The organism is Myxococcus sp. AM009 (assembly GCF_013372605.1).
GTDB lineage: Bacteria > Myxococcota > Myxococcia > Myxococcales > Myxococcaceae > Myxococcus > Myxococcus vastator.
In genome coordinates, this window is sequence record NZ_JABXEP010000021.1 from 46,319 (window position 1) to 73,069 (window position 26,751).

The 26,751-nt window shown below is 70.0% G+C and carries 22 protein-coding genes; 8 read left to right on the forward strand and 14 right to left on the reverse strand.

The features are described from left to right. The first annotated feature begins 24 nt into the window (after positions 1 to 24). The 4 genes from HV824_RS07845 to HV824_RS07860 all read left to right on the forward strand — a co-directional run bounded on the left by HV824_RS07845 (position 25) and on the right by HV824_RS07860 (position 4,139). Positions 25 to 999: a HAMP domain-containing sensor histidine kinase gene (locus HV824_RS07845; protein WP_306465563.1), complete on the forward strand. Its 975-nt coding sequence runs from the start codon at positions 25 to 27 to the stop codon at positions 997 to 999. A gap of 7 nt (positions 1,000 to 1,006) precedes the next feature. Further along, positions 1,007 to 2,470, forward strand: coding sequence for a sigma-54 dependent transcriptional regulator (locus HV824_RS07850; RefSeq protein WP_176417920.1), 1,464 nt, complete (start codon positions 1,007 to 1,009; stop codon positions 2,468 to 2,470). A 273-nt stretch (positions 2,471 to 2,743) separates the two neighbouring features. Further along, a complete protein-coding gene (gene mrpC / locus HV824_RS07855; protein WP_002634092.1) occupies positions 2,744 to 3,490 on the forward strand; it encodes a Crp/Fnr family transcriptional regulator MrpC in 747 nt (248 codons plus the stop codon). Positions 3,491 to 3,560: 70 nt separating this feature from the next. Beyond that, positions 3,561 to 4,139, forward strand: a complete 579-nt coding sequence (locus HV824_RS07860) for an SMI1/KNR4 family protein (RefSeq protein WP_176417921.1) — start codon at positions 3,561 to 3,563, stop codon at positions 4,137 to 4,139. Position 4,140: 1 nt separating this feature from the next. On the opposite strand, the gene HV824_RS07865 is transcribed toward HV824_RS07860, so the two are convergent. Both HV824_RS07865 and HV824_RS07870 read right to left on the reverse strand, forming a co-directional pair. Further along, positions 4,141 to 5,715, reverse strand: coding sequence for an aromatic amino acid hydroxylase (locus HV824_RS07865; RefSeq protein WP_176417922.1), 1,575 nt, complete (start codon positions 5,713 to 5,715; stop codon positions 4,141 to 4,143). 100 nt (positions 5,716 to 5,815) lie between these two features. Then, positions 5,816 to 6,736: a LysR family transcriptional regulator gene (locus HV824_RS07870; protein ID WP_176417923.1), complete on the reverse strand. Its 921-nt coding sequence runs from the start codon at positions 6,734 to 6,736 to the stop codon at positions 5,816 to 5,818. Between the two features lie 95 nt (positions 6,737 to 6,831). On the opposite strand from HV824_RS07870, the gene HV824_RS07875 reads away from it, so the two are divergent. Continuing rightward, the gene (locus tag HV824_RS07875; protein WP_306465564.1) at positions 6,832 to 8,727 is read left to right on the forward strand and encodes a sulfatase-like hydrolase/transferase; all 1,896 of its coding nucleotides are present in this window, start codon (positions 6,832 to 6,834) and stop codon (positions 8,725 to 8,727) included. Between the two features lie 45 nt (positions 8,728 to 8,772). Here the strand turns inward: HV824_RS07875 and HV824_RS07880 are convergent, their stop codons facing one another. Together HV824_RS07880 and HV824_RS07885 are read right to left on the reverse strand one after the other, a co-directional pair. Then, the gene (locus HV824_RS07880) at positions 8,773 to 9,369 is read right to left on the reverse strand and encodes a hypothetical protein (RefSeq protein ID WP_176417925.1); all 597 of its coding nucleotides are present in this window, start codon (positions 9,367 to 9,369) and stop codon (positions 8,773 to 8,775) included. Beyond that, complete coding sequence (locus HV824_RS07885) at positions 9,369 to 10,139, reverse strand: metallophosphoesterase (RefSeq protein ID WP_176417926.1); 771 nt, start codon at positions 10,137 to 10,139, stop codon at positions 9,369 to 9,371. Before HV824_RS07885 ends, HV824_RS07880 begins: the two co-directional genes overlap by 1 nt. 156 nt (positions 10,140 to 10,295) lie before the next feature. On the opposite strand from HV824_RS07885, the gene HV824_RS07890 reads away from it, so the two are divergent. After that, positions 10,296 to 12,017 (forward strand): HEAT repeat domain-containing protein, encoded by a 1,722-nt coding sequence (locus HV824_RS07890; protein ID WP_176417927.1) that lies wholly within the window; start codon positions 10,296 to 10,298, stop codon positions 12,015 to 12,017. A 13-nt stretch (positions 12,018 to 12,030) separates the two neighbouring features. On the opposite strand, the gene HV824_RS07895 is transcribed toward HV824_RS07890, so the two are convergent. Next, positions 12,031 to 13,125, reverse strand: coding sequence for a VWA domain-containing protein (locus HV824_RS07895; RefSeq protein ID WP_176423002.1), 1,095 nt, complete (start codon positions 13,123 to 13,125; stop codon positions 12,031 to 12,033). 156 nt (positions 13,126 to 13,281) lie between these two features. Here HV824_RS07895 and HV824_RS07900 point away from each other — a divergent pair, with 156 nt between their 5' ends. After that, positions 13,282 to 15,126 carry a DNA mismatch repair protein MutS gene (locus HV824_RS07900; RefSeq protein ID WP_176417929.1) on the forward strand — a complete coding sequence of 615 codons (1,845 nt, stop codon included), beginning with the start codon at positions 13,282 to 13,284 and terminating at the stop codon, positions 15,124 to 15,126. Positions 15,127 to 15,200: 74 nt separating this feature from the next. Here HV824_RS07900 and HV824_RS07905 read toward each other — a convergent pair whose 3' ends face one another. Both HV824_RS07905 and HV824_RS07910 read right to left on the reverse strand, forming a co-directional pair. Then, a complete protein-coding gene (locus tag HV824_RS07905; protein ID WP_176417930.1) occupies positions 15,201 to 16,373 on the reverse strand; it encodes a thiolase family protein in 1,173 nt (390 codons plus the stop codon). 79 nt (positions 16,374 to 16,452) lie between these two features. Further along, entirely contained in the window at positions 16,453 to 18,831 is a 2,379-nt protein-coding gene (locus HV824_RS07910) for a 3-hydroxyacyl-CoA dehydrogenase/enoyl-CoA hydratase family protein (RefSeq protein WP_176417931.1), read from the reverse strand. A gap of 127 nt (positions 18,832 to 18,958) precedes the next feature. Here HV824_RS07910 and HV824_RS07915 point away from each other — a divergent pair, with 127 nt between their 5' ends. After that, on the forward strand, positions 18,959 to 20,713 hold the full coding sequence (locus HV824_RS07915; RefSeq protein WP_176417932.1) for a M1 family metallopeptidase: 1,755 nt from the start codon (positions 18,959 to 18,961) through the stop codon (positions 20,711 to 20,713). A 20-nt stretch (positions 20,714 to 20,733) separates the two neighbouring features. Here the strand turns inward: HV824_RS07915 and HV824_RS07920 are convergent, their stop codons facing one another. The 7 genes from HV824_RS07920 to cheB form a co-directional block, all read right to left on the reverse strand. Continuing rightward, positions 20,734 to 21,618, reverse strand: a complete 885-nt coding sequence (locus tag HV824_RS07920; protein WP_176417933.1) for a site-specific DNA-methyltransferase — start codon at positions 21,616 to 21,618, stop codon at positions 20,734 to 20,736. 220 nt (positions 21,619 to 21,838) lie between these two features. Then, positions 21,839 to 22,060, reverse strand: coding sequence for a 50S ribosomal protein L31 (gene rpmE / locus HV824_RS07925; protein ID WP_176417934.1), 222 nt, complete (start codon positions 22,058 to 22,060; stop codon positions 21,839 to 21,841). Positions 22,061 to 22,171: 111 nt separating this feature from the next. Next, entirely contained in the window at positions 22,172 to 23,110 is a 939-nt protein-coding gene (locus tag HV824_RS07930) for a 5'-nucleotidase (RefSeq protein ID WP_176423003.1), read from the reverse strand. A gap of 72 nt (positions 23,111 to 23,182) precedes the next feature. Next, complete coding sequence (locus HV824_RS37260; RefSeq protein ID WP_255207846.1) at positions 23,183 to 23,317, reverse strand: hypothetical protein; 135 nt, start codon at positions 23,315 to 23,317, stop codon at positions 23,183 to 23,185. Further along, positions 23,314 to 24,156 carry a tetratricopeptide repeat protein gene (locus HV824_RS07935; protein WP_176417936.1) on the reverse strand — a complete coding sequence of 281 codons (843 nt, stop codon included), beginning with the start codon at positions 24,154 to 24,156 and terminating at the stop codon, positions 23,314 to 23,316. Before HV824_RS07935 ends, HV824_RS37260 begins: the two co-directional genes overlap by 4 nt. Positions 24,157 to 24,243: 87 nt before the next feature. Then, positions 24,244 to 25,542 (reverse strand): CheR family methyltransferase, encoded by a 1,299-nt coding sequence (locus HV824_RS07940; RefSeq protein ID WP_176417937.1) that lies wholly within the window; start codon positions 25,540 to 25,542, stop codon positions 24,244 to 24,246. Between the two features lie 6 nt (positions 25,543 to 25,548). Further along, the gene (gene cheB / locus HV824_RS07945; protein WP_176417938.1) at positions 25,549 to 26,607 is read right to left on the reverse strand and encodes a chemotaxis-specific protein-glutamate methyltransferase CheB; all 1,059 of its coding nucleotides are present in this window, start codon (positions 26,605 to 26,607) and stop codon (positions 25,549 to 25,551) included. Between the last annotated feature and the right edge of the window lie 144 nt (positions 26,608 to 26,751).

Below are 26,751 nucleotides of genomic sequence, written 5' to 3' on the forward strand. Positions count from 1 at the left end.
GTCGGTATGTTTCAGGCCCATCAAATGAACACCCATCTCCTGCAAGCCGCGATGCTCGCCTGGACTCCGAGCCTGCGGGTGACACGCGCCGAAGGCGACCTCTCCAGCATCCTGCGCCGCCCCGTGGGGGCCCTGTTGGAGCAGCCGCTCCATGAGGTCCTCGGCGTGTCGCCCAGGCGCGCCCGTGAGCTGGACGCCCGCGCCCGCGAGGACCGCCGCGCGGTGGAGTTCGTCTCCGCCCACCTCGGCGGCGAGGACGCGTCCCCCCTCCGGCTGTCCCTGGGACTGGACGGCGGCGAGGCCAGCGCCACCGTGCTGGACCTCAACGCCGTGCTGGACGGCGCCCCCCCGGTGCAGATTTCACGGCTGTCCTCCTCGCTCAGCCACGAGATTCGCAACCCCCTCTCCTCGGTGAAGATGGCGGTGCAGACGCTGGCCCGGAACACCGGCCTCAATGAAAGGGACAAGCGGCGGCTCACCATCGCCAACCGGGAGATTCGCACCATGGAGCGCATGCTCTGGCTCCTCTCCGAATACGGCCGCGACACCAGCCCGAAGATGGACGCCCACCCGCTGCGGGGGGTGGTGCAGGAGGCCACGGAGATGGTGGCCCCCGAGCTGGCCGAGCGGCGCGTGGAGGTCCGGGTGGACGAGGAGCCCGACCTGCCCCGCGTCCGGGTGGACCCGACGCGGCTGCGGCCCGTGCTGGCCCAGGTGCTGCTCAACGTCGCCATGGGCCAGGCGGAGGGCAGCCCGGTGGAGGTGGCCCTGCGTCGGAGCGGTCCCCACCAGGTGAAGATGGTGCTCCACGACCCCGCCGCCGCCCTGCCCCCGGAGGAGAACGGCTCCCTCTTCGAGCCCTTCGGCTCCCGGCTGGCCCGGGGCGCCGGCCTGTCCCTGGCCGCCCTGCGCCGGGTGATGATGGGCGTGGGGGGAGACGTGGCCGCCCGGGGCAGCGCCGAGCCGGGCGTGGTGCTGACGCTGACGTTCGCCACCTGAGAGCGCCATGGAGACCCTTCTCATCGTCGACGACGACGTCTCGCTCCTCGAAACGCTGAAGATGCACTTCGAGGAGATAGAGCACGACGGCCAGCCGCGCTACCAGGTGTCCACCGCCACCAGCGCGGCGGCCGGGCTGCGCGCCGCCCAGGAGGCCATGCCCAGCGTGGTCATCCTCGACATGATGCTCCCGGACCGCACGGGCCTGGAAATCATCGAGGAGATGAAGGGCCTGTGCGGGGACGCGCGCATCATCCTGGTCACCGCGTACCACGACATGGAGACCACCATCCGGGCCATGAAGGCCGGGGCCTTCGACTACATCCACAAGCCCTTCCCGGACCCGGCCGCCCTGGATTTGGTGGTGGAGCGCGCGCTGGAGTACCGCCAGCTGTCGCGCCGCGCGGACGAGGTCCACCGGGAGAACGCCGCCGCCCGCCTGGGCGACATCGTGGGCACCAGCCCGCTGATGCAGCAGCTGGTGAAGGAGATTGGAAAAGTCACCGGCAGCCACGCCACCGTACTGATTACGGGAGAGAGCGGCACCGGCAAGGAGCTCATCGCCCGCGTCATCCACAACTACTCCTACGACGAGCCGCGGCCCTTCATCGGCATCAACTGCTCCGCCATCGTCGACACGCTGCTGGAGAGCGAGCTCTTCGGCCACGAGAAGGGCGCCTTCACCGGCGCGACGGCGGGCAAGCCGGGCAAGTTCGAGGTGGCAGAGGACGGCACGGTGTTCCTGGACGAGATTGGCGACATGTCGCTGATGCTCCAGGCCAAGCTGCTGCGCGTGCTCCAGGAGCGCGAGTTCGAGCGCGTGGGCGGCGTCAAGCGCATCAAGCTGCGCGCCCGCGTCATCGCCGCCACCCACCGGGCCCTGGTGGAGGAAGTGGAGGCCGGCCGCTTCCGGGAGGACCTCTACCAGCGCCTCAAGGTCATCACCCTCCAGATTCCGCCGCTGCGCGAGCGGCGCGAGGACATCCCCCCGCTGGTGAAGCACCTGCTCGAGCGCATCAACGAGAAGGTCCACAAGCGCGTCACCCGCGTTCCCGGCGAGGTCATGGAGCGCCTCACCCGCCTGCCCTGGCGCGGCAACGTGCGCGAGCTGGAGAACGTGCTCATTCGCGCCGTGGTGCTGGCCCCCGGTGACGTCCTGCGCGGTGACGACCTGCCCGCCCTGGAGTCCCCCCTCCCCTCACCGGAGCCGGGCCGCGCGGCCTCCGCCCACACCGCCGGGGCCATGTTCGCCGCGCCCGCCGAGGACGACGCCAGCCTGATTCCCACTTTGGAAGAGGCCGAGCGCCAGCTCATCGCCCGTGCGATGACCGTCACCAAGGGGCACAAGGGTCGCACCTGCCAGATCCTTGGAATCAGCCGCCCCACCCTGGAGCGCAAGCTCCAGAAGTACGGTCTCTCACAGGGCCAGAGCCCTCAAGTGCACACCTTCCCCGTGAAGGATGCGTCCTGAGCACTCCTGGACAGTGTCGCTGCTCCGACACTCACGCCCTCGAATTGAACGTTTCGTTCAAATTGATCAGACTGTTTGAACGTTCTGTTTCAGGTTTTGGACACAGAACGGGGGTTGGTGCGGGCCTGTAGCGCTAAGTACCCGGCATTTCAGGAGGTGTTGTCCCGGCGGCATTTCAATTCCCACTGGCACGAACCTTGGAGAAGGGAAGTCCCGTTCGCCGCTGAAGCAGACGGCCCGACTTCCCCACCCTTCCTTCCCAGGAGTAATGCCATGCACGGATTCAACCGCCCCCTCGGCCCCATCGGTTCCAACGTCGTGGCGCCGCTGCAGACGACCAGCTCCGGGATGATGGTCACCGCCAACAAGCTGGTGCCCGGCCAGGAGGCCATCGACTTCAAGGGGTACTTCAAGGTCGAGTCCTTCCCGCACAACTCGACCATCTACCGCCCCGGTGACAACACCGACCGCGTCTACCTGCTGAAGTCCGGCCGCGTGCGCCTGATGCGCATCGGAAAGAACAGCACCCGCTCCGTGGTGTCCATCCTCCGCCCGGGTGACCTCTTCGGCGAGCTGTTCCGCCCCGAGGGCACGCCGATTGAAGAGATGGCCATCGCCGCCGGTGAGGCCGAGGTCTGGAGCATCGAGGGCCGCGACTTCCGCGCCCAGCTGGAGGCCCGCCCGGCCCTGGCGGTGGACGTGGTCCGCGCCTACGCCGAGCGCGTGCGCGCCCTGCGCAAGCGCGTGCTGGGCCTGACGTTCAAGGAGGTCCCGGCCCGCCTGGCGGACACCCTGCTCACCCTGGTGGAAGCGCACGGCGAGCGCTGCCCGCATGGCGGCGAGACGGACCTGCGCGGCATCACCCAGCAGGACCTCGCGGACCTCGTGGGCGCCTCCCGCTCCTTCGTGTCCACGCTCATCAACGAGATGAAGCGCGAGGGCGTGCTCGGCAACGTCGGCCGCATCCTCTGCGTGAGGGACCAGAAGGCCCTGCGGAAGATCGCCGGCAAGGAGAAGTAGTCCGCGTGGCCGGGCCCGTGGTGTTTCCGGGGAACGGTGCACCTTCGGGTGTGCGTAGGATGGCGCGCGAATGTCCCGCGCCATTGACTCCATCCTCGCGCTCCAGGAGCGCCTGAAGCACGAGCGGGAGCTCCCGCTCAAATCCGTGTCGCTCACGCCGGTGCCCTCCCAGGACCTCCACATGCTGGAGTCGTCGCTGGGCGCGCTGCTTCCCCAGGCCTACCTCGACTTCATCTCCCGGCACGGCCTGTTCTCCGCGGTGGATTGGCGGGGACAGGAGCGCGCCCGGATGTTGAGCCCCACCGAGGTGCTGGAGACGCTCCAGTGGTCCAAGGCGTACGTCGAGGAGGGCGCCTTCGGCGACAACGAGGACGAGCTGGAGGCCGCGCTCCTCGAGCGGAAGCTCCGCGGCCGGCTCATCCCCTTCCAGTACATCGCCTGGTCGAACGTGAGCGACTACTACTACTTCGACACGGGGATGCGCCGTGACACCGGGCCGCTCATCTTCCCGGCGCGCCACGACGACTTCGACCTGTCGACGTGGCTGCTGGACGGAGCGCCCGATGTCTCGGGCTGCACCTTCGACTTCGACGAACACCTCCGCTGGGTCCTCCGGGCGAGCCTGGAGGAGAAGGACTGGGGGCGCTGACTCAGACGCGGCGGCGCAGCTCCTCCACCTCGGCGCGCAGCAGCCAGTCGTCCGGGAAGTCCGTGGCGGCCGCGGCAATCTGGCTCAGCCGCTCCGGCCTCACGGCGTGCGTCTCCCGCATCTTCCGGACCTCGCGGTAGAGCGCGGCCAGCGCCGGGTGCAGCGCCAGGGACTTGCGCGTGCGGGCCTTCTCCTCACCGTCGCCTTCCGCGAAGGCGCTCAGCTCGCCGTACCAGCAATCCCACGTCTCCGGGTCCGCAGGCCCACCCGCCACCGAGGGCAGGTGCGTGCTGACGAAGAGCTTCGCCACCGCGGGCAGCGCCAGCTCGCGCCCCGCCAGCCGGCCGCGCAGCGCGAGCACCTGACCGCCGTCCGTGGCGAAGCCCTCCAGCTCCAGCCCGCTCTCCAGCGACAGCTTGAAGGGCCCGCGCTCCGGCAGCTTCCCCTCGCCGAACGCCACCAGCGCCGGCCCGCTCCACGGCTTGTCGTCCAGGGAGCGTCCGCCACGAGAGGCCATGATGGGCCCCTCCATGCAGACGAGCGCGGTGCCCAGGCCCGGCGCCACCGCGCGCGGCGCGGCCAGCAGCTCCAGCACCCGGCCCGTCACCTCGCGGCCATCCGCCAGCACCAGGTGGTTGACGGTCCTCGCGCGCAGCGCCTCCGTCAGGCCGAAGTCGCCGCCCCGCTTCCACGACAGCGTGGACTCGAACTCCGCCAGCACCTCGAACAGGTGCTCGAAGTCCCGCGCCACGAAGAGCTGCGGCTGCATGCGGGTGATGTCGTAGTCCATGTCCGCGCAGGCCACGCTCAGCGGCAGCTTCGTCACCGCCGGCGTCAGGCAGTGCTGCGCCTCGCCGATGCTGGACAGCAGCCCCGCGCCGTAGATGCGCGGCGACGCCACGCTCCCGATGAGGCCGTACTCCGCCGTCCACCAGTAGAGGCGGCTGGCCCGGGTGCTCTCGCTGACGTAGCGGCGGCTCGCGCTGGCCGCCTCCAGCCGGGCCTGCGCGTGCGCCACTTCCTCCTCGCTGGCCTCCGGGTCCTCCTTCACCACCGACAGGTTCCGGATGGCCTCGAAGACGGCCTGGTCCTCCACGCTGGCAATGGCCTTGAACCCCACCAGCCCGCACGCCTTGAGGTACTCCGCGTAGCGGCGGTTGGCGATGATGGGCGCGTGCCCGGCGCTCTCATGGACGATGTCCGGCGCCGGCGTGTACTCGATGTGCTCGTGGGTGCGGATGTCCGCGGCAATCGCCAGGACGCCCATCGCCTGGAGCTCCGTGAAGACGGCGGGCGGAATGAAGCCACGCACCCCCACGCAGGCCCACCCCAGGCCCGCGAGCTTCTCGTTCATCTCGTCCAGGCTGGGGATGCACTCCGAGCCGATGCCCGTGGCCTCCAAGCCCTCCAGGTAGACGGGGTGCGCCTTGTCCGCCAGGTGGCCCCTCAGGGAGCCCAGGATGTTCCGCCAGACGGCCTGGTCCCGCGACGTATACGCCGCGTAGTCCTGGCTCACCACGTAGCGACGCAGATGCGCAGGCAGGCGAGCAATCGTCCGTTCCGTGGAAGTCGTCATCGTTCACCCCAGGCAGAATCTTCTAGTCTTTGAAGATATCCCTTCTTCGGCCGAACGGAAATCCGACATAAATCGACACCTTCGTCGTTTTAGCGTCGAACTAACCTGACGGGCGGCGAAGTCCGTCCAGCACCAGACGGGCGCCGGGGCTGAGCGCGCCGGAGGGCCACAAGGCGACCACCTCCACGGCCTGGGGCTCCTCTTCCAAGAGGGGCCAGGCGTGGAGGTCTGGCGGGAACGGGTGCATGGGGCGCAGGTCCGGAGTGATGGCGCAGGCGCGGAACGCGCGCAGCAGCTCGTAGAGGAGGAGGAAGCTCTCCGCGCGCCCCACTTCCTCCACCGCCACGCCGTGGGCGGCGAAGCGGGCGCTGTTGGCGCCGCCGTAGGGGTCATCGCGCAGCCAGTCCACGAAGCGCTGCCCCTCCAGGTCCTTCACGCGCAGCGACTTGCGGGCCGCGGCCTGCCGCGTGAGCGCGTTGTCCGGCCCGGCGAGCACCACGAAGGGCATGCGCAGCAGCGACTCCGACTCCACGCCTTCATGGGTGGGCAGGGGCGTGAAGTCGAGCGCCAGGTCGAGCTGCCGCGTCTGCACCTGGCGCGTCAGCTCATGGGGCCCTCCGAAGCTGAGCACCAGCTTGAGGTCCGCGGCGGCGGCGTCCCGCGCCACGTCGCCCACCAGGGACAAGGACAGCGTCGGGTTGAGGCCCAGGCGCACCACGGGCTCGGCGCTGGCCAGGTCGCGCAGCCGCTTCATGTCCAGTTGATGCAGCGGCGTCTGGGTGCCCGCGAAGAGCCGCTCGCCCCGAGCGGTGAGCTGCAGGCGACGTCCGGGCCCGCGCTCCAACAACGGTGCGCCATCCGCCAGCGCCAGCTCCAGCGCGCGGACGTGCTCGCTCACCACCGAGCGCGCCACGCCCAGGTGCTCGGCGGCGGCCTCGATGCTGCCCGACTCCACGGCGGCGGCGAAGGACTCCAACCAGACCAGGTGCCGGACGAGCTTGCGCGGAGGCATGCGCCGCATCCTCGCACGCCGTCTTCAGCGGGACGCGCCGCCGAACTTCATTGAGGCTTGCGAAGTTCTGTCATCCGGAATATCTGCACCGCCCAATGTCACGGATGTCTGACGCGGCGGCCACCGCGGTCGCCAGCTCTCTTCAGCGATTCGAAGCAGCGCGGCCCTACCTGAGCACCGCGCTGACCTGGTGCGTGCTCCACGGGCTCGTCGCCTTGATGTACTTCGGCGGCGCGCTGCGGGTGGCCGTGGAGCGGCTGGCGCCGGGGCTGCGCCCCCTCCTGCTCGCGGGGAGCTTCGCCCAGGCGCTGTTCCTGGGGCTGGTCGCCTTCGTTGGAACCCTGCCCCTGGCGTTCCTGCTCGGGCACCGCTACCGCTTCGCGCTCCCGTTGCTGACGGCGGTGGGCGGCGTGCTGCTCGGGCTGGACGCGCTGGTGCTCAACTCGCTGGGCTTCCACATCAACGGCCTGGTGCTGGCGGTGGCGCTCCAGCCGCACGCCCTGGCGGAGACGGGGCTGTCTTCTTCGGAGATGGCGCTGTTGGCCGCGGCGATGGTGGCCACCCTCACGCTGGACACGGCGGCGGGCATCTGGTTCCTGCGCCGGGGCTTTGGTCCTCGCCGGGTGGCGCGCACGGTGGTGCTGATGGCGGCCCTTTGCACCGCGGAGCGGCTGGTCAGCGCGTCCCTCGTCTTCGCCCATGGCGGCGCCGTTCAGCACGCCACCACCACCCTGCCCCTCCAGGCACCGGTGCGGATGAACACGTTCCTCACGCGCGTCACCGGCAAGGCGCCCGCGTCCGGCCTGCGCCTGGGTGTGAGCCCCGAGGCGGGCGTGCCCGCGGCGAGCATCGACCCGGCGTCGGTGCACTTCACCCGCCGTCCCGACATCGTCGTCGTCCTGGTGGAGAGCCTGCGTGACGACTTCTTCACCGCCGACGTCATGCCGAACATGTGGCGCAGGGCGCAAAGCGGCACGCGCTTCCTGCATCACCACAGCGCGGCCAGCTCCACGGACTACTCGCTGTTCAGCATGTTCTTCGGGCTGGAGGCCCAGCGCCGCAACGCCGTGGTGGGCGCGGGCCGCACGCCCCTCCTCTTCCCCGCGCTGGCCCAGAACGGCTACCAGCAGTCCTTCTTCGCCGCGTCCTCCGTTGACTGGATGGGCCTCAAGGACACCGTCTTCCGCGACGTGAAGGGAGGCCTGCGCACGGACTACAAGGGCCGCAGCCACGTGCGGGACGAGGCCATGGTCCGCGACGCGCTGGCGGCCGTGGAGGCCACGCCCCATGACACGCCATTGTTCCTGTTCGTGTTCTTCGCCGGCACGCACTTCGACTACGACTACCCGCCGCGCTCCGCGGTCTTCTCCCCCGCGTGGAATGGCAAGGGCGGGCTCTCCACGGCGCGCGTGCCCCCCGAGCATCTCAAGGCCCGCGCGTGGAACGCGGCCTACGAGGTGGACACCAAGGTCGAAGCGCTGCTGACGCGCATCGAAAGCCTGCGCGGCACGCGTCCGCTGATTCTCTTCACCGGCGACCATGGCGAGGAGTTCCGCGAGCACGGCCGCGTGGGCCACGCCAGCGACGTGACGGCCTCCCAGCTCCACGTGCCCATGCTCGTGTTCGACGAGCAGCTTCCCGTGGGCCAGGTCGACGCCGTCACCGGACACATCGACGTGGTGTCCACGCTCTTCGACCTGCTGGGAGACACGCACAGCCCGGCGATGCTGGGTGACGGCACCCCCATGACGAGACCGGACCCGCGGCGCTACCTCCTCACCACCGTGGGCTGGGAGGCGCGCTACGCGCTCATCAGCCAGGAGCTGAAGGTCCACTTCGGCGCGGGGCGGCCCGGCACCGTCATCACCGACCTGCGCGACCGGCCCCTGGCCGATGGCAAGGAGCGCCTCGCGGCCGAAGCCCCGCGCATCCTTCGCCGGCTGAGAGGGACGTCGGAGACGACGCTCCCCGATGCCGCCACGGCCACGGACATGCCCTGACGACACCTCGTCGCAGGCCCTGGGGCGGCGCTCGCACGCGCCGCTTCAGAACCGGAGCTTCACGCCCAGAGCGAGCGTGAAGAGTTCGATATTCACCGTGGCGGGATTGCGGACGAACTGCACCAGCCGGTAGTCGGTGGCGACGAGCTCGAAGTACCCCTCCACGAGCCGCAGGTTCAGCGCCTCCACCGGGCGCCCCGCGCTGGCCCCCAGCAGCAGCGCGGGGCGGAGGGCGGTGCGGAACCAGTAGTAGCCCCGGTCGTAACGGCTGGGCAGGCCCGCGAAGTAGTCGTCGCCCACCGTGTAGCTGAGCATCGCGCCCACCATGAGCGGGCGGACGGACCACCCCGCCGCGTCGAGCCGGAAGGGCCGCCACTGTCCCTTCAGCGTGAAGGTGAAGAAGTCCTCCCCCGCCAACGCGGGCGGCGCCCAGCCCACCAGCAGCGCGGTCTCCACGGTGTCGTCGCGAAAGCTCCAGCCCGGCCCCACGGAGAGAAAGCCGATGGAGCCCGCGAGCTGCATCGCCGCATGGTCGGGCACGTACCAGGGTGACGCGTTGTGCGCCGGCTCCGCCCGAGCCTCCCGCGCCGCCAACAGCAGCGCCGCCAGCAGCGCGGCTTGGAGACTCTCGGGCGCGGCCATCAGAAGGTGGCCCTCCGCACCTGCACCGAGGCGCCATCGACGTCCACCCAGAGGTAGCTCCGGCCCTTCATCGAATCGGTGGTGACGTACCGGACACCGTGCGCCTGGACGTCGTGGTACTGGTGGACGTGGCCGTGGAACGAGATGGCGACGCCCTGCCTCTGCTGGAGCTTCACCAGGGGCTCGACGAGCGCATCGTCAAAGTCCCCGTTCCCTGGAGGCACGTGGGAGAAGGTGAAGGTGTTGTGCACCGCGGGCTCCGGCGCGAGCGCCGTCTTCAGCCACTGCAGGTCCGGGATGTCGCCCGGGAAGTCGTACTCGCGGGAGTTGGAGTCGAAGAAGACGAAGCGGGTGCCCGAATACGTGAAGGAGAAGGACTCCGGTCCGAAGGTGCGCCGGTAGAGCTTCTGCCCCATGCCCAGCGCGTCATGGTTGCCCATGACCACGAAGAACGGGACCTTCAAGCGGGACAGCAGCTCGACGCCCCACTCGTACTCCTGCGTGCTGCCGAACTCCGTCAGGTCGCCCATCTGCACCACGAAGTCGACGCCGCGCTGCTCCAGGTCCCGCATCGCCGCCGCGGAGTCATCCAGGAACAACTGCATGTCGCCCACCACCGCGAAGCGAAAGGCCTGCTTCGGCTCCGCTCCGAGCAGCCGCTCCAATGAGCGCGCATGCAAGTCCCGGTGGGTCCCCCGGAGCTCATAGGGGTGGAACTCGAAGGCGCCACAGCCCGCGCACACCAGCAGCAATGTCACCCAGACGCGCACGGACGCACGCTAACGTCGGCCTCCTGATGCTTCCACGGAATGCGCCGCCGGATTTCGGAGCGCGCGGCGACAAGGAGCAGCCATTCTCACGCGCCATATGAACGGGACTCGGGATGCCACCGGCGCCCACCGCGCCTCGCGTGTGACGGCGATGTCGTGAGCGCACCTCTGTCGACATCGGAGCTGCTGCGGTGGGCGGCTGGAAAGCCCTCCGGGAGCGCGCAGGAAGACCTCGATGCGCTGTGCGCGCGAGTGGACTTCCCGCTCACCGCCAGGGACGCGCTGCGCTCAGGCACGCCTGCCGAGAAGACCACGGCCTTGCGCGCGCTTCAGGCGCTGGCCACGCCCGAAGCCCATGCGCTGGCCCGGCTCGCGCTGCATGATGAAGCGGCACCGGTTCGGGCCATGGCGGCACGGGCGCTGGCCCGTTCGCGGGATGGTGCGGACTGGCGAGGCCTCCAGGAAGCCCTGAACGCTGCCGAGCCCTCCGTGCAGCTCGCGGTCATGGACTCGCTCGCGAGGATGGACCCGACGGCCGCGAGCGCCCTCTTTCGCGAGCGCTTCGACCGTGCGCCGGAGGTGGAGAAGCGAAACGCGCTCGCCACCGCGCAACGCCTGCGGCTCCCCGAAGCCGGGGCCCTGGCCCGCCTGGGCCTGGCCTCCTCGGAGGCCACCACGAGAGCCGCCGCCGTGGCGCTGCTCGCGCGGGAAGGCGAGGCGATGAATGGACTCCTCGTGCAGGCCCTCACGGACGCCGCCGACGTCGTGCGACTCGAAGCCCTCCGCGCGCTGTCCCGCCGTCCGCAGGTGCCTGCCAGCGTCTTCGTGCCGCTGCTCTCCGCGGCGTCCACAGCCCAGGTCCGGGAACAAGTGCTCCAGGCGCTCGTCCTGCGTGGTGACGCCAGCGCGTGCGAACCCGTTGCCCGGCTCCTGGAGGCGCCCGAGTCGTCACTCCGTAGACGCGCCATCCGCGCCACCGGGGAGCTCGGCTGCACTCAAGCGACACACTCCCTGCTGGAGCAACTGGCCCGGACGCGAGACGAGGATGAACGGGCGGACCTCGTCACCGCGTTGGGCAGGCTCGGTGGGCCCGAGGCCTGGCAGGCCCTTCGCAAGGAGCTGACGGACGCGGCTCCTCGGGTCAGGCACGCCGCCGTCTCCGCCTGGGCCTCGGATGCCGCGCCCCAGGACGCAGCCCCTGTGCTGATGGCGCGACTGCGCGACGAGCCCGACGCCGAGGTGCGGATGGCCATCGCCCTCGCCCTGGCGAACAGCAGCCAGCCAGTGGGCCACCGCGCCCTTCTGCTCGCGCTTGAGGACGCAGCCCCCGAGGTCCGGCGGATGGCCGTGCGAACCCTGGGCCGCGACTCCAGCACAAAGGCCCTTCAAGCCCTGCGCGCCCATCAAGCCACCGAACGGGATTCAGCGGTCCTTCAGGAGCTCGCCACGGCGCTCGAACAACAGCAGGGCGCGGCAGAGAACCTCACGCAAGCGACCTCCCCCGCCGAGCGCCGCCTCTTCGACCCGGCGCGGACAGGCCAGAGCGTGGCCGAGTGGCTGACGTCCCCCGAACGCCACCCCGCCACGGAGCGCGTCTACTTCTACGAAGGTGGACACCTGGAGCACCTGGACACCGCCAGCCACCTCCACGTCTTCCAGTACACCGCCAGCGGAGACCACCTCCACATCCGCCCCGAGGGCGCGCCCGAGCGAAGCACGGCCTTCACCGTCACCCCCGAGCCACCGGCCTCCAAGGGTCCGCCGCGCGCCTTCCGCATGGAGCTGACCCGGGACGTCCTCACGGGCGCGGACGCGCCACGGACCCTGTACTTCAGGCAGCCCACCGAAGCGGACTCAGGGAGGGGCGGCAGCCACTGACGCACCAGGGGCGCTACGCCGCGGCGGACCGGGCCCCCTCCCAGTCCTCGACCTCGTAGAGGAACTTCGAGCCGCCCATCAGCTTCCGGTTGGCCGACGTGCTCTGCACGAAGACGACGTACTGCTCCAGGCTTGCGGGCCGGATGCGGACCGTCTCCCCGGGCGGCAGTCCGAGCATCTCCCGGGCCCGCTCCCCGCTGTAGAGGTCACCCGTCTTGCGGTCCATGAGCACCACTTCCTTGCGGCCCTGGATGGTCTCCGTCTTGGTGAACTCGTAGAAGCCCCGCCCCGTCTTGAAGCCCAGGCCGTTCTCCTGAACGAAGTCCTTGATGGGTTGGGTCCGGTCCACATCCAGCACCTGGAAGCGGCCCGGGGGCACCGCGCGAAGGTCCGCCTCGCCATGGAGGGGCGGCGCCGTGCGCTGAAGCATGGTGCTGAACATCACGTCGAGGCCGCGGCTCATGCGGCCCTCGCGCACCACTTCCTGCTCAAACGACTGGAGCTGCGCGTCCGAGGACTGCTTGTAGCAGACGGCCAGCAGCAGGTCGGTGACGTGGGCGAACTGGTCCAGGCGCAGGTGAAAGCCGCCCGACTGCTCCGCCAGCTCCTTGTAGAAGGCCGTCGCGTGGCGGCGCGCCAGGGCTTGCACGCCATACACCGGCACGCCCATCCGACCCAGCGCGGCCACCTCCTCGCGCCAATCCAGCTGGTGGGGATTGTGCGAAGGCCCGTGGGGCACGTCGTCGCCAATCAAGACCAACGCCCGCGTGTAGCCCACCGTCCAGGACAGGCTTTGCGCCTGACGCAGCACGAACTCGTAGCATTCGGGCGCGTCGCCCCCGCCCGTCTGCTCAACGCGGTCCACGAAGCGGACGACGGCGCTCTCGTCGTCCGTCAGGTCCAGCAGCTTGGTGACATACGTGGAGCCCGCGTCGCAGTAGTCCCCGTGGGCGATGATGCCGATGCGGATGCCCGGAATCTCCTTCATCAACCGGGACACCGTGCCCCGCAGCTTCTTCCGCACCTGCGCCAGGCACGGATACATGCTGCCGGTGGTGTCAAAGCTGAAGACGATTTCGACGCGGTTATCAATGACTGACGTGCTCATTCCGGTGCCCCCCTCGTGACCGCCGACAAGGGCAAATCTACGCGCCGGGTCTGACATGAATCGGGCCTGGAAACGGGGCCTTCGTCGACCCGTCGTCACGCGATTGCACCTGCCGCTTGCCCTGGACGCCGCGCGACCGCAGCATGCGTGCCCATCGTGTCCGCCACCGCCGAGCCCCCATCCCCGCATCGTACGTACACCGAGCGCCGCGCCGCCGCGCAGGCGGAGCTGACCGCCCTGGACCGCGTGAGCGCCCGCTACGCCAATCTACGAACACTCGCCTTCCTGGCCGCGGCCGGCGTCGCGGGCTTCGTGCTGGCGGGGCGTCTGCCCAAGGTGTGGTGGTGGGCCAGCGCCGCCGCGCTGGTGCTCTACGGCGTGCTCGCCATCCTCCACCACCAGGTCTTCCGCCGCGAGGCCCGAGCGAAGCTGTACGTGACGCTCAATGAGCGCGGGCTGGCGCGGCTGGGGCCCGGCTGGCACGACTTCACCGAGCGCGGGGAGCGCTTCCTGTCCCCCAGCCACCTGTACACCCCGGACCTGGACGTCTTCGGCCAGGGCAGCCTCTTCCAGCTCCTCAACGAGACGGCCACGCGCTCCGGAGAGGAGCGGCTGGCGGCGTGGCTCTCCGCCCCCGCGTCCGCACAGGAGGTCGAAGCCAGGCAGGGCGCCGCGCGCGAGCTGGCGCCCAACCTGGACTTCCGCCAGGACCTCTGCGTGGACGCGCGGGACGCCTCGCGCGAGAAGGCGGACCCGGCGCTGTTCATCCAGTGGGCGGAGCTGGGGCCGCAGCTGAACGCCATCCGCTGGGCCCGGCCGGTGGCGGTGGTGCTGCCCCTGGTGACGCTGGCCGTCTACGTCCTGGGCAAGCTCGAGGTGCTGCCGGAGTCGGCCTTCTGGGTGGGGCTGGCCGCGCAGCTGGGCGTGGCCGTCATCACCCGCCGCCCGCTGAAGGTCATGGACGAAGGCGTGGAGGTGGGTGAGCGCGGCTTCGTGCGCTACGCCCCCATCTTCGAGCGCGTGGAGGCCCAGCGCTTCGAGCACCCGCGCTTGAAGACGCTCCAGTCCGGCCTCCAGCAGCCCGGCCAGCCGCCCGTGTCCGAGCACTTCAAGCGCTTCAGCCGGCTGTTCTCCTTCATCGAGTTCAAGCGCCACCAGTTCCACCCGCTGATTCACTGGCTCACGCTCTGGGACATCCACGCGCACTTCGCGCTGGAGCGCTGGCGCGAGGCCCACGGCAAGCAGCTGCGCCAGTGGTTCGAGGCCCTGGCTGAGCTGGAGGCCCTGTCCTGCGTCGCGGGGCTCGCTCACGACAGGCCGGACTTCACCTGGCCCGTCATGGCGGCCAGTGGCCCCTGCGTGGAGGCCACGGCGCTGGGCCACCCGCTGCTGGACGCGCCGGTGCCCAACGACGTGTCCCTGCCCGGCCCCCGGCACGCGCTGCTCATCACCGGCTCCAACATGAGCGGCAAGACGACGCTGATGCGCGCGGTGGGCGCCAACGTGGTGCTGGCGTTGGCCGGCGCGCCGGTGAGCGCGAAGCACTTCCGCCTGTCACCGCTCCAGACGCTCACCAGCATGCGGGTGAAGGACTCGCTGGAGCGCGGCGTCTCCTACTTCTACGCGGAGGTGCAGCGCATCAAGGCGGTGCTGGACGCGGCGCGGGCCGCGCACGGGCAGGTGCTGTTCCTCCTGGACGAAATCCTCCTGGGGACGAACACCCGCGAGCGGCAGATTGCCTCGCGCGAGGTGCTGCGCCTGCTGCTGGGCACCGGCGCCATTGGCGCGGTGACGACGCATGACCTGTCCCTGGCGGTGCTCGCGGATGAGCCGGGAGCGCACGTCGTCAACGTCCACTTCCGGGACCACCTGGAGGCCGGGAAGATGCTGTTCGACTACAAGCTGCGCCAGGGCGTGGTGGACACCACCAACGCCCTGCGCGTGCTGCGCCTGGCCGGCGTGCCGGTGGACGACCCGGACGAAGCCGCGGCGGCGCGCTGAGCCAGCAACGACGCGGGCCCCGGGGTTTCCCCCGAGGCCCGCGCTTGAATCCAAGGCTCACGCCGAAGCGGTGACTACTTGGGCGCCTCGATGAGGGCGGCGAAGCCCATGCCGCCGCCGATGCACATGGAGACGACGCCGTAGCGGCCGTTGCGGCGCTTCAGCTCGCGCAGGATGGTGGCCACCATGCGCGCGCCGGAGACGCCCAGCGGGTGCCCCAGGGCGATGGCGCCGCCGTTGGGGTTCACCTTGTCGGCGGGGATGCCCAGCTCGCGCACGCAGTACAGCGCCTGCGCCCCGAAGGCCTCGTTCAGCTCGAAGACGTCGATGTCCTCGACCTTGAGCTTGTTCTTCTCCAGCAGCTTGCGGACCGCGGGAACCGGGCCAATGCCCATGACTTCCGGGGGCACGCCCGCCACCGCGGCGTCCACGAAGTAGCCCAGCGGCTTGACGCCCAGCTCCTTCGCCTTGGCCTCGCTCATCACCACCGCGGCGGCGGCGCCGTCCGTCAGCGGCGACGCGTTGCCGGCCGTCACCACGCCCTTGGGGTTGAAGGCCGGGCGCAGCTTGGCCAGGCCCTCCTGCGTCGTCTCAGGGCGGAGGATGGTGTCCACGGTGACGGTGACCTCCTTCGCCGCGCCGTCGTCGTCGTAGTACGTCGTGGTGACGGGGACGATCTCCTCGTTGAACTTGCCCTGCTCGCGCGCGGTGGCGGCGCGGCGCTGGCTCTCCGCGGCGAACTTGTCCGAGTCCTCCCGCGACACGCCGTAGCGCGACGCGATGTTCTCCGCGGTGGCGCCCATGGAGGTGTAGATCTCCGGCAGGCGCTCCATGACCTCGGGGTTGGCGCTCGCCTTGTTGCCGCCCATGGGGACCATCGTCATGGACTCGGTGCCACCACCGATGCCCACGTCGTACATCCCCGCCTGGATGGCCTGGGCCACCTGGGCGATGGCCTGCGAACCGGAGGAACAGAACCGGTTGATGGTCATCGCGGGCACCGTGACGGGCAGGCCCGCCAGCAGCGTGGCCACGCGGGCCACGTTCATGCCCTGCTCGGCCTCCGGCATGGCACAGCCCAGGACGACGTCACCGATGTCCTCCGGCTTCAGGCCGGGGACCTGGGCAACGGCTTCCTTGATGGCGATGGCGGCCAGGGTATCCGGCCGGGTGTCCTTGAACTCTCCCTTGTGGGCGCGGGTGAAGGGCGTGCGGACCGCGCTGGCAATCACGACTCGACCAGCCATTTTGATGTCTCCTTGCCCGGGGAGCACCCGGGCATTCAGCGAATCTCAGGTTCAGTAGCCTATGGATACTGGCCGGCCGTCAGTTCCGCAGCGGCTTGCCCTTCTCGATCATGTGCTGCAGGCGGTCCTGGGTCTTCTCCTCGCCGCACAGGCTCAGGAAGGCCTCCGCCTCCAGCTCCAGCAAGCGCTCTTCGGTCACCAGCAGCGACGAGCTGGTGTTGCCACCCGTGAGCACGGTCGCCAGCTTCTTGGCGATCTTCCGGTCGTGCGCGCTCACCTGGCCGTTGAGCTCCATGTCGTAGAGCATCATGTCGATGGTGGCCGCGCCGCTGGTGCCCGGCAGGCGGAAGCGCGAGGGACGGGGCGCCTTGAAGCCAGCGTCCGCCATGCCCAGCACGCGGGCCTTCGCGTCGGACAGCAGGAAGTCACGGTTGGCGCTGATGCCGTCCGCCTGCGTCAGGAAGCCGCTCTCACGGGCCTCCTCGGCGCTGGTGGCGACCTTCGCCATGCCGATGGTGAGGAAGATCTTCTTCAGGAAGGGGAAGAAGTCGAAGTCCTTGTCCGTGCCGAAGGGGCCGTACACGTTGCGCAAGAGCTGCATGTTGCCGCCGCCGCCCGGGATGAGGCCCACGCCCACCTCCACCAGGCCCATGTACAGCTCGGCGCTGGCCTGGATGGCGTTGCCGCCCATCGTCACCTCGGCGCCGCCGCCGAGCGTGAGGTTGAAGGGCGCCGTCACCACCGGCACCGGGCTGTAGCGCATGCGCTGATTGACGGCCTGGAAGCCCGTCACCAGCTTGCGGATGGACTCGAACTCGCCGCTCTTGGCCGCCCACAGCAGCGCCACGATGTTCGCGCCCGCGGAGAAGTTGGAGCCGTCGTTCCCGATGACGAGCCCCTTGTGGTTCTTCTCCGTCTCGTCCAGCGCGGTGTTCATCATCTCGATGATCTGGTCATCGATGGAGTTCATCTTCGTGTGGAACTCGAGCAGCGTCGCGCCGTCGCCCATGTCCCACAGCGTGGCCCCGTCGTTGCCGGCGATCTTCTTGTTGCCGCGCTTGAGGTACTCCACGCGCTGCGTGCGGGCGTTCTCCGGCACCACCTTCACGGACTTGGACGGGATGTCCCAGTACGTGTCCTTGCCCTTCTCCACGCCGTAGAAGGACGCGCGGCCCGCGGCCAGCATCTCCTCCACCCACGCGGCCGGCTTCAGGCCCAGGGCCTTCATCCGCTCCACGCCCTTCTTCACGCCGTAGGCGTCCCAGACCTCGAAGGGCCCCAAATCCCACCCGAAGCCCCAGCGCACGCCGCGGTCCACGTTGACCACGTCGTCGGCGATCTCCGGGATGCGGCGGCTGGTGTAGGCCAGCACGTCCAGGGTGACGCCCTCGGCGAACTTCGCCGCCTTGTCCTCGGCGTTCATCACCGAGGCCACGCGCTCGCGCACGTCCTCGATGTCCCGCGCGGCGCCCAGCGACTCGTAGCGCACCTTCGCCTGCGGCCGGTACTCCAGCGACTTCAGGTCGAGCGCGAGGATCTCCTTGCCCTGCTTCTTGTAGAAGCCGCCGCCGCTCTTGTCGCCCAGCATGTTCTTCTCCACCATCTTCTGGAGGAACGCCGGGCTGGCGAACACGTCACGCTCTTCGTCGTGCGTCAGCGTGTCGTAGCAGTTCTTCGCCACGTGGGTGAACGTGTCCAGGCCCACGATGTCCGCGGTGCGGAAGACGGCGGACTTGGGGCGGCCCATGGCCGGGCCGAAGATCTTGTCCACCTCTTCGATGGACAGCTCCGCCTTGTCCATGGCGGCGATGGTCCGCATCATCCCGTACACGCCAATGCGGTTCGCGATGAAGTTGGTCGTGTCCTTGCCGTAGACGATGCCCTTGCCCAGCACCTCTTCGCCGAAGCGGTGCAGCGTCTTGAGCACCTCCGGGTCCGTGTCCTTGCCGGCCACCAACTCCAGCAGCTTCATGTAGCGGACCGGGTTGAAGAAGTGCGTGACGAGGAAGTTCTTCTTGAAGTCCGCGCCGCGGCCCTCGGTCATGCCCACAATCGACATGCCGGAGGTGTTGGACGAGATGATGGTGCCCGGGCGGGCGAGCTTCTCCACCTTGGCGAACAGGTCCTGCTTGATCTTCAGGTCCTCCTTCACCACCTCCACCACCCAGTCGCACTCGGCGATGCGGGGCAGGTCGTCGTCGAAGTTGCCCACCTCGATGTTGGTGAACACCTCCGCGGAGACGATGGGGCTGGGCTTCTGCTTGCGCAGGTTGGCCAGCGCGCCCTGGGCAAACTTGTTGCGAAACGCCTTCGAGGAGGTGTCCTCGCCCGGCGCGGCCTTGGGCGGAACGATGTCCAGGAGGAGCGCACGCACGCCCGAGTTGGCCAGGTGCGCGGCGATGCCGCTGCCCATTACTCCGGCGCCCAGCACAGCCACTTTTCGGATCCGCGTCGTCATGTGGGAAAGGCTCCCTGTTGGGAAGGAGGGGACTGCACAAATGTAGGCGATTGACCCGAAAGTCAATCGGATCGGACGGCCAGGGCGCTCGCCACCAGAGGACAAGCCGACTAGAAACCGACCCTCCATGGCGCGCCTCGACCCGCACTCGTACAACGACAGCACGCAGCCTGAGACGGAAACCCTGGACTGGAGGGCCCGCGTCGATTTCAAGACGCAGCGGCTCCACGCGGAGGTCACCCACACCCTCAAGGAAGCCTCGGCCGGGCCGCTGGACCTGGATACCCGGGATCTGGAAATCCGTGACGTCGTCGACGCCGCGGGTCGCCCCTTACCCTACATCCTCTCCCCTTCCGAGCCGATTCTCGGCAGCCGGCTGCGCATCGAGCTGCCGCCGGGGCTGCGGCAGTTCACGGTGCGCTACCGCACGGCGCCGCACGCCAGCGCGCTCCAGTGGCTGACGCCCCCCCAGACGGCCGGAGGGCAGCACCCATTCCTCTACAGCCAGTGCCAGGCCATCCACGCCCGAAGCGTAGTGCCGCTCCAGGACACGCCGCGCATCCGCATCCGCTACACGGCGTCACTGCGGATTCCCAAGGCGCTCAAGGCCGTCATGGCCGCCAGCTTCCTGCGGCGCGAGGAGCACGGCGTGGAGGCGGAGGAGCACTATGAGATGCCCCAGCCGGTGCCGCCCTACCTGCTCGCCTTCGCGGTGGGCAGCCTGGCGCCGAAGGAGCTGGGACCGCGCTCGCGGGTGTGGGCGGAGCCGGAGCTGCTGGAGGACGCGGCGGAGGAGTTCTCCGGCGTGGACGACATGCTGCGCGCCGCCGAGTCGCTCTTCGGGCCCTATGACTGGGAGCGCTTCGATCTGCTCACCATGCCGCCCTCGTTCCCCTACGGCGGCATGGAGAACCCGCGCCTGACGTTCCTCACGCCCACGCTCATCACCGGGGACAAGAGCCTGGTCAACGTGGTGGCGCACGAGCTGGCGCACTCGTGGACGGGCAACCTGGTGACGAACGCCTCCGCGGAGCACTTCTGGCTCAACGAGGGCTTCACCGTCTTCGCCGAGCGCCGCATCCTGGAGGCCCTGGCCGGTCCGGAAGTGTCGGCGCTGCACGGCGCGCTGGGCCGCCGCGCGCTGGACTCCGCGCTGCAGCACTTCCGCGCGCACCCGCAGCTCACGTCGCTGCGCACGCACCTGGCCGGCGTGGACCCGGACGAGGCCTTCTCCCAGATTCCCTACGAGAAGGGCTACCTGCTGCTGCGCGCCATGGAGGACGCGGCCGGGCGGCCCGCCTTCGACGAGTTCCTCCGCCGCTACCTGGCCACCTACCGCTTCCGCGCGCTCACCACCGAGGAGTTCGTCGCCTTCGCGGAGAAGGAGCTGCCCGGGGTGCTGACGAAGGTGGACGCCGAGGCGTACCTGCACCGGCCCGGCGTCCCCCCGGGGGCGCCGTCACCGCGCTCGCTGAGGCTGGAGGCCATGGACGCGCTGCGCGGCAAGGTGCCCACGCTGGAGCAGGCGAAGGACTGGACGCCGGCCGAGTGGCAGCTCTACCTGGAGTCACTGCCCCAGCAGACGCCGCGGGACGTCTTCCAGCAGCTCGATTCGCGCTTCAGCCTCACCCAGAGCCGCAACTCGGAGGTGCTGGTGGCGTGGCTGGTGTCGGCGCTGCGCGCGGGCTGGGAGCCGGCCGTGGCCCGCACCGAGACGTTCCTCGGGGAGGTGGGCCGGATGAAGTACCTCAAGCCGCTGTACGGGGTGCTCTCCGCGTCGCACGCGCACCGGGCACTGGCGCGCGCGCTCTTCAAGAAGCACGGGGAGCGCTACCACCCCATCGCCCGCCAGGGCGTGGAGCTCATCCTGTCGCGCGCCTGAGGACGGCGCGCGGGGCGGGACTACTTCGACGCCGCCGCGCTCAGGCGCTTCTCCGACAGGGCGAGGTAGTTCTCGTCCATGTCGATGCCCACGTAGCGGTGGCCCAGCTTGAGGGCCGCCACGCCCGAGGTGCCGCTGCCGTTGAAGGGGTCCAGCACCAGCGCGTCCGGGGGGCAGCTCGCCTCCAGGATGCGCTCCAGCAGCGCCACCGGCTTCTGCGTGGGGTGGCTGCCGAAGGCCTTCTCCTCGCCGCCGCGCGGGACGGCGAGCGTCCACAGCCGGCCCTCGCCGTCCGCCGTCAGCTCCGCGTCACCGGAGGGCGGCAGCGCCCAGGCGTCGCGCATCTGCTTGCCGCCGTTCTCCGCCTTCATGCGCGCGTAGTTGAACGTGTGCTGCAGCTTGCCGCCGGACTTCGGCGAGGCCCAGATGAGCAGCTCCGTGGAGTGCGTGAAGTAGCGGCACGCCAGGTTGGGGCTCGCGTTGGGCTTGAACCAGGTGACGGTGTTGAGCAGCTTGTAGCCGAGCTTCTGCATCGCGAAGCCGACGTTGAAGATGACGTGCTGGGTGCCGCTCACCCACAGCGTGCCGGTGGGCTTGAGCAGGCGCTGGCAGGCCGCGAGCCACTCGGTGGTGAACTGGTGGTCCTCCTCCACGCCGCGCGACACGTCCCAGCCGCCCTTGGCCACCGAGACGCGCTTGCCGCCCTTGCACGTGGTGCCGCCGTTGGAGAGGAAGTACGGCGGGTCGGCGAAGATCATGTCGAACGTCTGGGGCTCGAACTGCGACATCAGCGCCAGGCTGTCGCCGTGCAGCAGCGTATAGGCCTCCCCTTTCGCGTAGACGCTCTCGTTGAGCGAACGGCGGACGACTTTCAGGGAAGGGGCTGCTGCAGCGTGCGCGGACATCTCGCCTCCGTCGGACTCTTCGTCGTGGACGCGGCGGACTGTGCGGTCGCTTCGGTGCTACGTCTAATTTCTGGCCTGTAGCACCCTGAAACTTGACGGGTGGTTCAGGCCGTAGAAGCGCCGCGAGCAGGGCGGGAGCGCCTCTCTTGGAGGCCCTCCGACACCCTGCTCGACGGGGACTGCCTGGACTGTGGCGGGGCCCATGAGAGGCCCCCGCGGCCTACGCCTTCTTGGCGGAGGTCGGCGACGCGCCGTACTTCTTGCGGAAGCGGTCGATGCGGCCGGCCGTGTCCACGAGCTTGTACTTGCCCGTGAAGAAGGGGTGGCAGTTCGAGCAGATTTCCACCGAGAACGAGCCGCGGGTGGACTTCGTCTCCACGCTGTGACCGCACGCGCAGTTCACGCGAGCCGGGGGGTAGACGGGATGGATGTCGGACTTCATGGCGCTCTCCAGTATGCCTTGCCCCCACCCGCCCGCGGGTGGGAGGTCCGGCGCTGAGGGATGGCCGGCGCTTATAATGGCGCTTGGGCCGGTTCACAAGGCCAGCACGGCTCAATGGGCCGCCGAGCCAGGAGGCTCGACGCGTTCCACCCATTTCTGGACGGCCGGATCCGCCGGGACGTCACTGCCGAGCTGGATGTACGACAATAGATGCGTGCGCCCGGCGTCCGTTGCGCCGCCGGACAGCGCTTTCTGGTAGGCGGCTCGCGTGGCCTCCAGGCGGGCAATCGTCTCCTCCAGGGGCCGCTGCTCCGCCGGGGCCTGGGTGCCCGCCAGCCGCGCCTTCGCCCGGGTGAGGTTGCCTTCGAGCAGGCGGAGCTGCTGCCGGGTACGCTCCTGCACGGAGGCGTCCGCGAAGCGGCCCGTCCCCTCCAACTGGAGCACCAGCTTCGCCAGCTCGCGGCCCCGGGCCCCGGAGGGAATCACCGTGGCCTGGGCCTGCCGCTGGGCGATGCCCTGCCCCCGGCCTTCGTGGGATTGCACCACGAAGTCCACACCCTCCACCTGGTCGGCCAGCTGGAGCGCCTCCGCGTGGGGCACCGCCGCGAGCACCACCACCAGCGCCACCTTCGACTTCTCACGCAGGCGCTTCACCTCGGCGGCCACGGCGGGCCGCGCCGGCAGGCCCCGCACCTGTTCCTGGGCCTGTCCCGGAACGGCGAGCCCCACCGGCGTGGGTCTGGCCATGGCGGGAGAGACGCCCACCACGCCCACCTTCACGCCGCCCACCGTCGTCACCAGCGAGGCGGGGAACAGCAGCTTGCCCTGGGCGTCCACGAGGTTCGCCGACAGGACCTTCAGCTTCGCCCGCCGCGTCTGCTTCCGGAGGAAGCCCACGCCGAGCCCGAGGTCCCTCGCGCCCACGGCCATGGCCGCGGTGCCCTGCGCGTCCATCTGCGACAGCACGAGCTCCGCGCGCGCTCGGGCGTCCGGCGCCTGCGCGCTGTCCCGGCTCTTGAAGAGCGCATTGCCAGCGTCCAGCACGAGCACCGGCGCGCCCTGCTCGCGCTCCTGCTCAATCGCGACTTTTCGTCTGGCCAGACCGCCAGAGGGGTTGTGCCGTCAACCACAGGGGGCGACTTCGCCCCCATTGTCTCCGGTGAAGAGGAGGACGAGCTGCCTGGGCGCCGCGCCCGCCACCAGGGGCAGCAGGAGCAGCAGCGCCAGCGCGGCCAGCTTCACCGGACGCGGGCTCACTTCCTGGCCTTCTTGGCGGGCGCCGCCTTCTTGTCCATGTCGGCGATGCGCGCCTTGGCCGTCTTCGCCTCGGCGGACTTCGGGTAGCTCTTGATGAGCTCCTCCAGCGCCAGCCGCGACTCCTCCTTCATCTTCAGCTGCGCGAAGCAGTCCGACGAGCGCAGGTACGACTCCGGCGCGGACTCCGCCTTCGGGAAGTCCTGCAGCACCTTGCCGTACTCGAAGAGGGCCTCGCGGCACTTGGACTCGGAGAAGTACGTCTCACCGAGGCCGAAGTGGGCGTCACCCACCAGCGGGTCCTTGGACCACTTCTTCATGAACTCGTTGTAGAGCTGGCGCGCCAGCAGCACGTCGCCGGCCTTGGCCTTCTCCTTGGCGAGCGCCAAAAACGCCTTCTTGTCCGTGGGGCGCTTGAGCTCCTCGGCCTTCTTCTTCGCCTCGGCCTCCTTCAGCGCCGCCTCGCCCTGCATGGCGAGCAGCTTCTGGTCCTGCGCGGCCAGCGCCGTCTCCAGCTCGGTGATTTTGTGGAGGTACGTCTCCACCTGGCCTCGAAGCTGGGCGAGGTCCTCGACCGTCTTCTGGAACTGCACGCCGATGTCCGCGTCCTTGCGGCGCGCCGCGGTGTCCAGCCCCTTGAGGGCCTTGGTGACCTCCGCGACCTTCTCGTCGATTTTCGGGAGCGTGGCGGCGAGCTGCTCGCGCGTCTCCTTCAGCTCCGTCTGAATCTGGGCGGAGTCGGTGCCGAGCCGGTCGACCTTCGCCTCGAGGGCGCGGCCGCGGTCAGCGGGATAGAAGCAACCAGGGAGGGCCAGCAGGGATATCAGCGCCAAGCTTCGCATCGGGCGCCATCCTAGGCGCAAACGCCCTGCCCGTCCGGACTTCTCTCGCCTGGTCAGGGCTCCCGCCGGGCCTGCCTGGCTGGCCGGTCACCTCGTCCGGACGGAAAACTCCAGCCGCTCGGCAGCGTGCGCGCAGGCCACCCGGAGGCGGTCGGGGTTGAGGAAGAAGGCCACGGGGCGTGAACGGCCCGACTCCAGGGCCTGGAAGGCCCGGCGGTACTCGGAGGCCGCCTCGGCGGTGCGGCGGCACTGCTCCAGGAGCAGCCCGAGCAGGTACCGGGCGGCCGCGTGGTCCGGATCCAACGTCAGGCAGCGACGCAGGTCGCGCTCCGCCACGGCGTCTGAGACCCCCGAGGCGGCGCCATCCAGCACGCAGGCGAAGAGGAGGTCCGCCTCCGCGCGGGCCTCCGGGCCGGGCTCGGGCGTGGCGGCCACGGGCCCCCGGGCCCCCCCCGCGTCCATGAGCGCCGGGACAGCAAGCCCCTGGTGGGCACGCGCAGGGGGCACGGGCGTGCCACGCTTCTTCGGAGGAGCCGCAGCGCCGCTCCAGGTGTGCTGGGCAGCCGGTGCCTCGGAGGCCCCTTCCTCCGGCCGGACGTAGAAGAAGGCCTGCTCGCCGCGCTGCACCCGCAGCGTTGGCGGAACCCGGAGCAGCGGCTCGGACGCGGACAGCACCAACACGCCTCCGGGCGCCAGGCTCCGCGCGAGCGCCTCCACGGTGCGCTGGAAGGCCTCCTCGGTGAAGTAGATGAGGACGTTGCGGCAGAAGATGACGTCGAAGCCGCCCCCCCCTGGCGCCACCGGATACGGCGACTCCATCAGGTTGTGACACTGGAAGCTCGCGCGCTCCCTCAACGCGGGCGCCAGGGCGTCTCTCGCGCCGGAGCGGACGAAGTACCTTGAGCGCAGCTCGGGTGGGACGCGGCGGAGCTGCTCCCGGCTGTAGGCCAGCCACCGCGCGCGGCGCAGGGTATCCCCGGCGATGTCCGTCCCCAGCACCGTGCTGTCCGGGTCGGCCCCTGCCTCCGCGAGCAGGACGAGCAGCGTGGCCACCTCCTCGCCCGTGGCGCAGCCCGCGCTCCAGACGCGCAGGGGCCGCCGATTCCGCGTCACCAGGGGGGTGAGGACCTGCGCTCGGAACGCGGCGAGCTGCACCTCGTCGCGGAAGAGGTCCGTCTTGTTCACCACCACCGTGGCGATGAGGTCCTCCAGGTCCGTCACGCCCGACGGGGACTGGAGGAACATCAGGTACTGGTGCGGCGTGAGGCCCTGGCTGCGCGCCGCCAGCCGCTCATCCAGCCGACGGACCTGGGGGCCACTCAGGGCCATCCCCGTCCGCGCCGACAGGAAGGCGCGCACTCCGGCCCATGGCGCGCCGTCAGCCACCCGGGCTCAGCGCCCCACCGCGAGGGACTCTCCCCGCGCCAGCCGCACCAACGTCGCCGCGACATCGTCACCGTGGATGAGGTGGTCCACCGCCTTGCGCTCCACCGCCGTGCCCGGCATGCCGAACACCACGCAGGACTCCTCGTTCTGCGCCACCGCCAGTCCACCCGCCTGCTTGATGGCCAGCAGGCCTTCCGCGCCGTCCCCGCCCATGCCCGTCAGCACCAGGCCCACCGCGCGCCGGCCATAGGTGCGGGCGGCGCTCTCCAGCAACACCGTGCCGGACGGCATGTGCCCGTCCCGCTCCACGCCTGGCTTGAGCCCGACCCGCCCCCGGAAGGGGATGACGGTGTGCTGCCCCGGCGGAGCGATGAGGACGTGCCCCGGCATCAGCGGCTCTCCGTCCTGCGCCAGCCGCACCTTCAGCTTGCTGGCCCCGGCCAGCCACCCCGCCAGGGACTCCGCGAAGGCGGCGTTGATGTGCTGGACGATGACGATGGGCGCCGGGAAGTCCGCCGGCAGCTCCGACAGCATCTTGAAGAGCACCTGGGGCCCGCCCGTGCTCGCCGCCACCACCACCACGCCCATGGACACCGCGGGCAGCACCGACGTGGCCACCCGAGGCGGCGGCAGCGGCCCGCGCTGAGGCCGACGCAGGTGGCGGATGACGCGCACCGAGGACAGCAGCCGGATTTCGCGGACCAGGTTCCACGCGTCCGGCCCGGCGTCGATGGCGGGCTTGATTTGGAGGGCGAGCGCGCCCAGATCCAGCGCGCGGTACGTCAACTCCGGCGCCTGGGAGCGCGGGTCGGCCGTGAGCACCAGGATGGGCGTGGGGCACTCGGCCATGATGTGCTCGGTGGCCGTGAGCCCGTCCATGACGGGCATGTCCACGTCCATGGTGATGACGTGGGGACGCAGCTCCTTGGTCATCTCCACGGCCTGCTTGCCGTCCGCGCAGGTGCCCACGACTTCGATATCGGGGTCCTTGCTCAGCGCCTCGCAGATGAGCTGTCGGCAGATGAGGGAGTCATCGACCACCAGCACCGACACTTTCTTGCCCATGCCCTGTCCATACCCCGTGCGCGAGCCCGGGAGTATAGCCAATGCAGGGGCCTGTCAGCCCAGCAGTCGCCACACCCCCGTCACCAGGCCCCGGCGCATCAGGTCGCCCTGGGGGATGGAGCCGTCCACCCCGTCCGCAAACCC

Bases quoted from the DNA above. Each gene is read 5' to 3' on its own strand.
- HV824_RS07845 (WP_306465563.1), top strand. From the start codon at position 25: ATGAACACCCATCTCCTGCAAGCCGCGATGCTCGCCTGGACTCCGAGC.
- HV824_RS07850 (WP_176417920.1), top strand. From the start codon at position 1,007: ATGGAGACCCTTCTCATCGTCGACGACGACGTCTCGCTCCTCGAAACG.
- mrpC (WP_002634092.1), top strand. From the start codon at position 2,744: ATGCACGGATTCAACCGCCCCCTCGGCCCCATCGGTTCCAACGTCGTG.
- HV824_RS07860 (WP_176417921.1), top strand. From the start codon at position 3,561: ATGTCCCGCGCCATTGACTCCATCCTCGCGCTCCAGGAGCGCCTGAAG.
- HV824_RS07865 (WP_176417922.1), bottom strand. From the start codon at position 5,715: ATGACGACTTCCACGGAACGGACGATTGCTCGCCTGCCTGCGCATCTG.
- HV824_RS07870 (WP_176417923.1), bottom strand. From the start codon at position 6,736: ATGCGGCGCATGCCTCCGCGCAAGCTCGTCCGGCACCTGGTCTGGTTG.
- HV824_RS07875 (WP_306465564.1), top strand. From the start codon at position 6,832: ATGTCTGACGCGGCGGCCACCGCGGTCGCCAGCTCTCTTCAGCGATTC.
- HV824_RS07880 (WP_176417925.1), bottom strand. From the start codon at position 9,369: ATGGCCGCGCCCGAGAGTCTCCAAGCCGCGCTGCTGGCGGCGCTGCTG.
- HV824_RS07895 (WP_176423002.1), bottom strand. From the start codon at position 13,125: ATGAGCACGTCAGTCATTGATAACCGCGTCGAAATCGTCTTCAGCTTT.
- HV824_RS07905 (WP_176417930.1), bottom strand. From the start codon at position 16,373: ATGGCTGGTCGAGTCGTGATTGCCAGCGCGGTCCGCACGCCCTTCACC.
- HV824_RS07910 (WP_176417931.1), bottom strand. From the start codon at position 18,831: ATGACGACGCGGATCCGAAAAGTGGCTGTGCTGGGCGCCGGAGTAATG.
- HV824_RS07915 (WP_176417932.1), top strand. From the start codon at position 18,959: ATGGCGCGCCTCGACCCGCACTCGTACAACGACAGCACGCAGCCTGAG.
- HV824_RS07920 (WP_176417933.1), bottom strand. From the start codon at position 21,618: ATGTCCGCGCACGCTGCAGCAGCCCCTTCCCTGAAAGTCGTCCGCCGT.
- rpmE (WP_176417934.1), bottom strand. From the start codon at position 22,060: ATGAAGTCCGACATCCATCCCGTCTACCCCCCGGCTCGCGTGAACTGC.
- HV824_RS07935 (WP_176417936.1), bottom strand. From the start codon at position 24,156: ATGCGAAGCTTGGCGCTGATATCCCTGCTGGCCCTCCCTGGTTGCTTC.
- cheB (WP_176417938.1), bottom strand. From the start codon at position 26,607: ATGGGCAAGAAAGTGTCGGTGCTGGTGGTCGATGACTCCCTCATCTGC.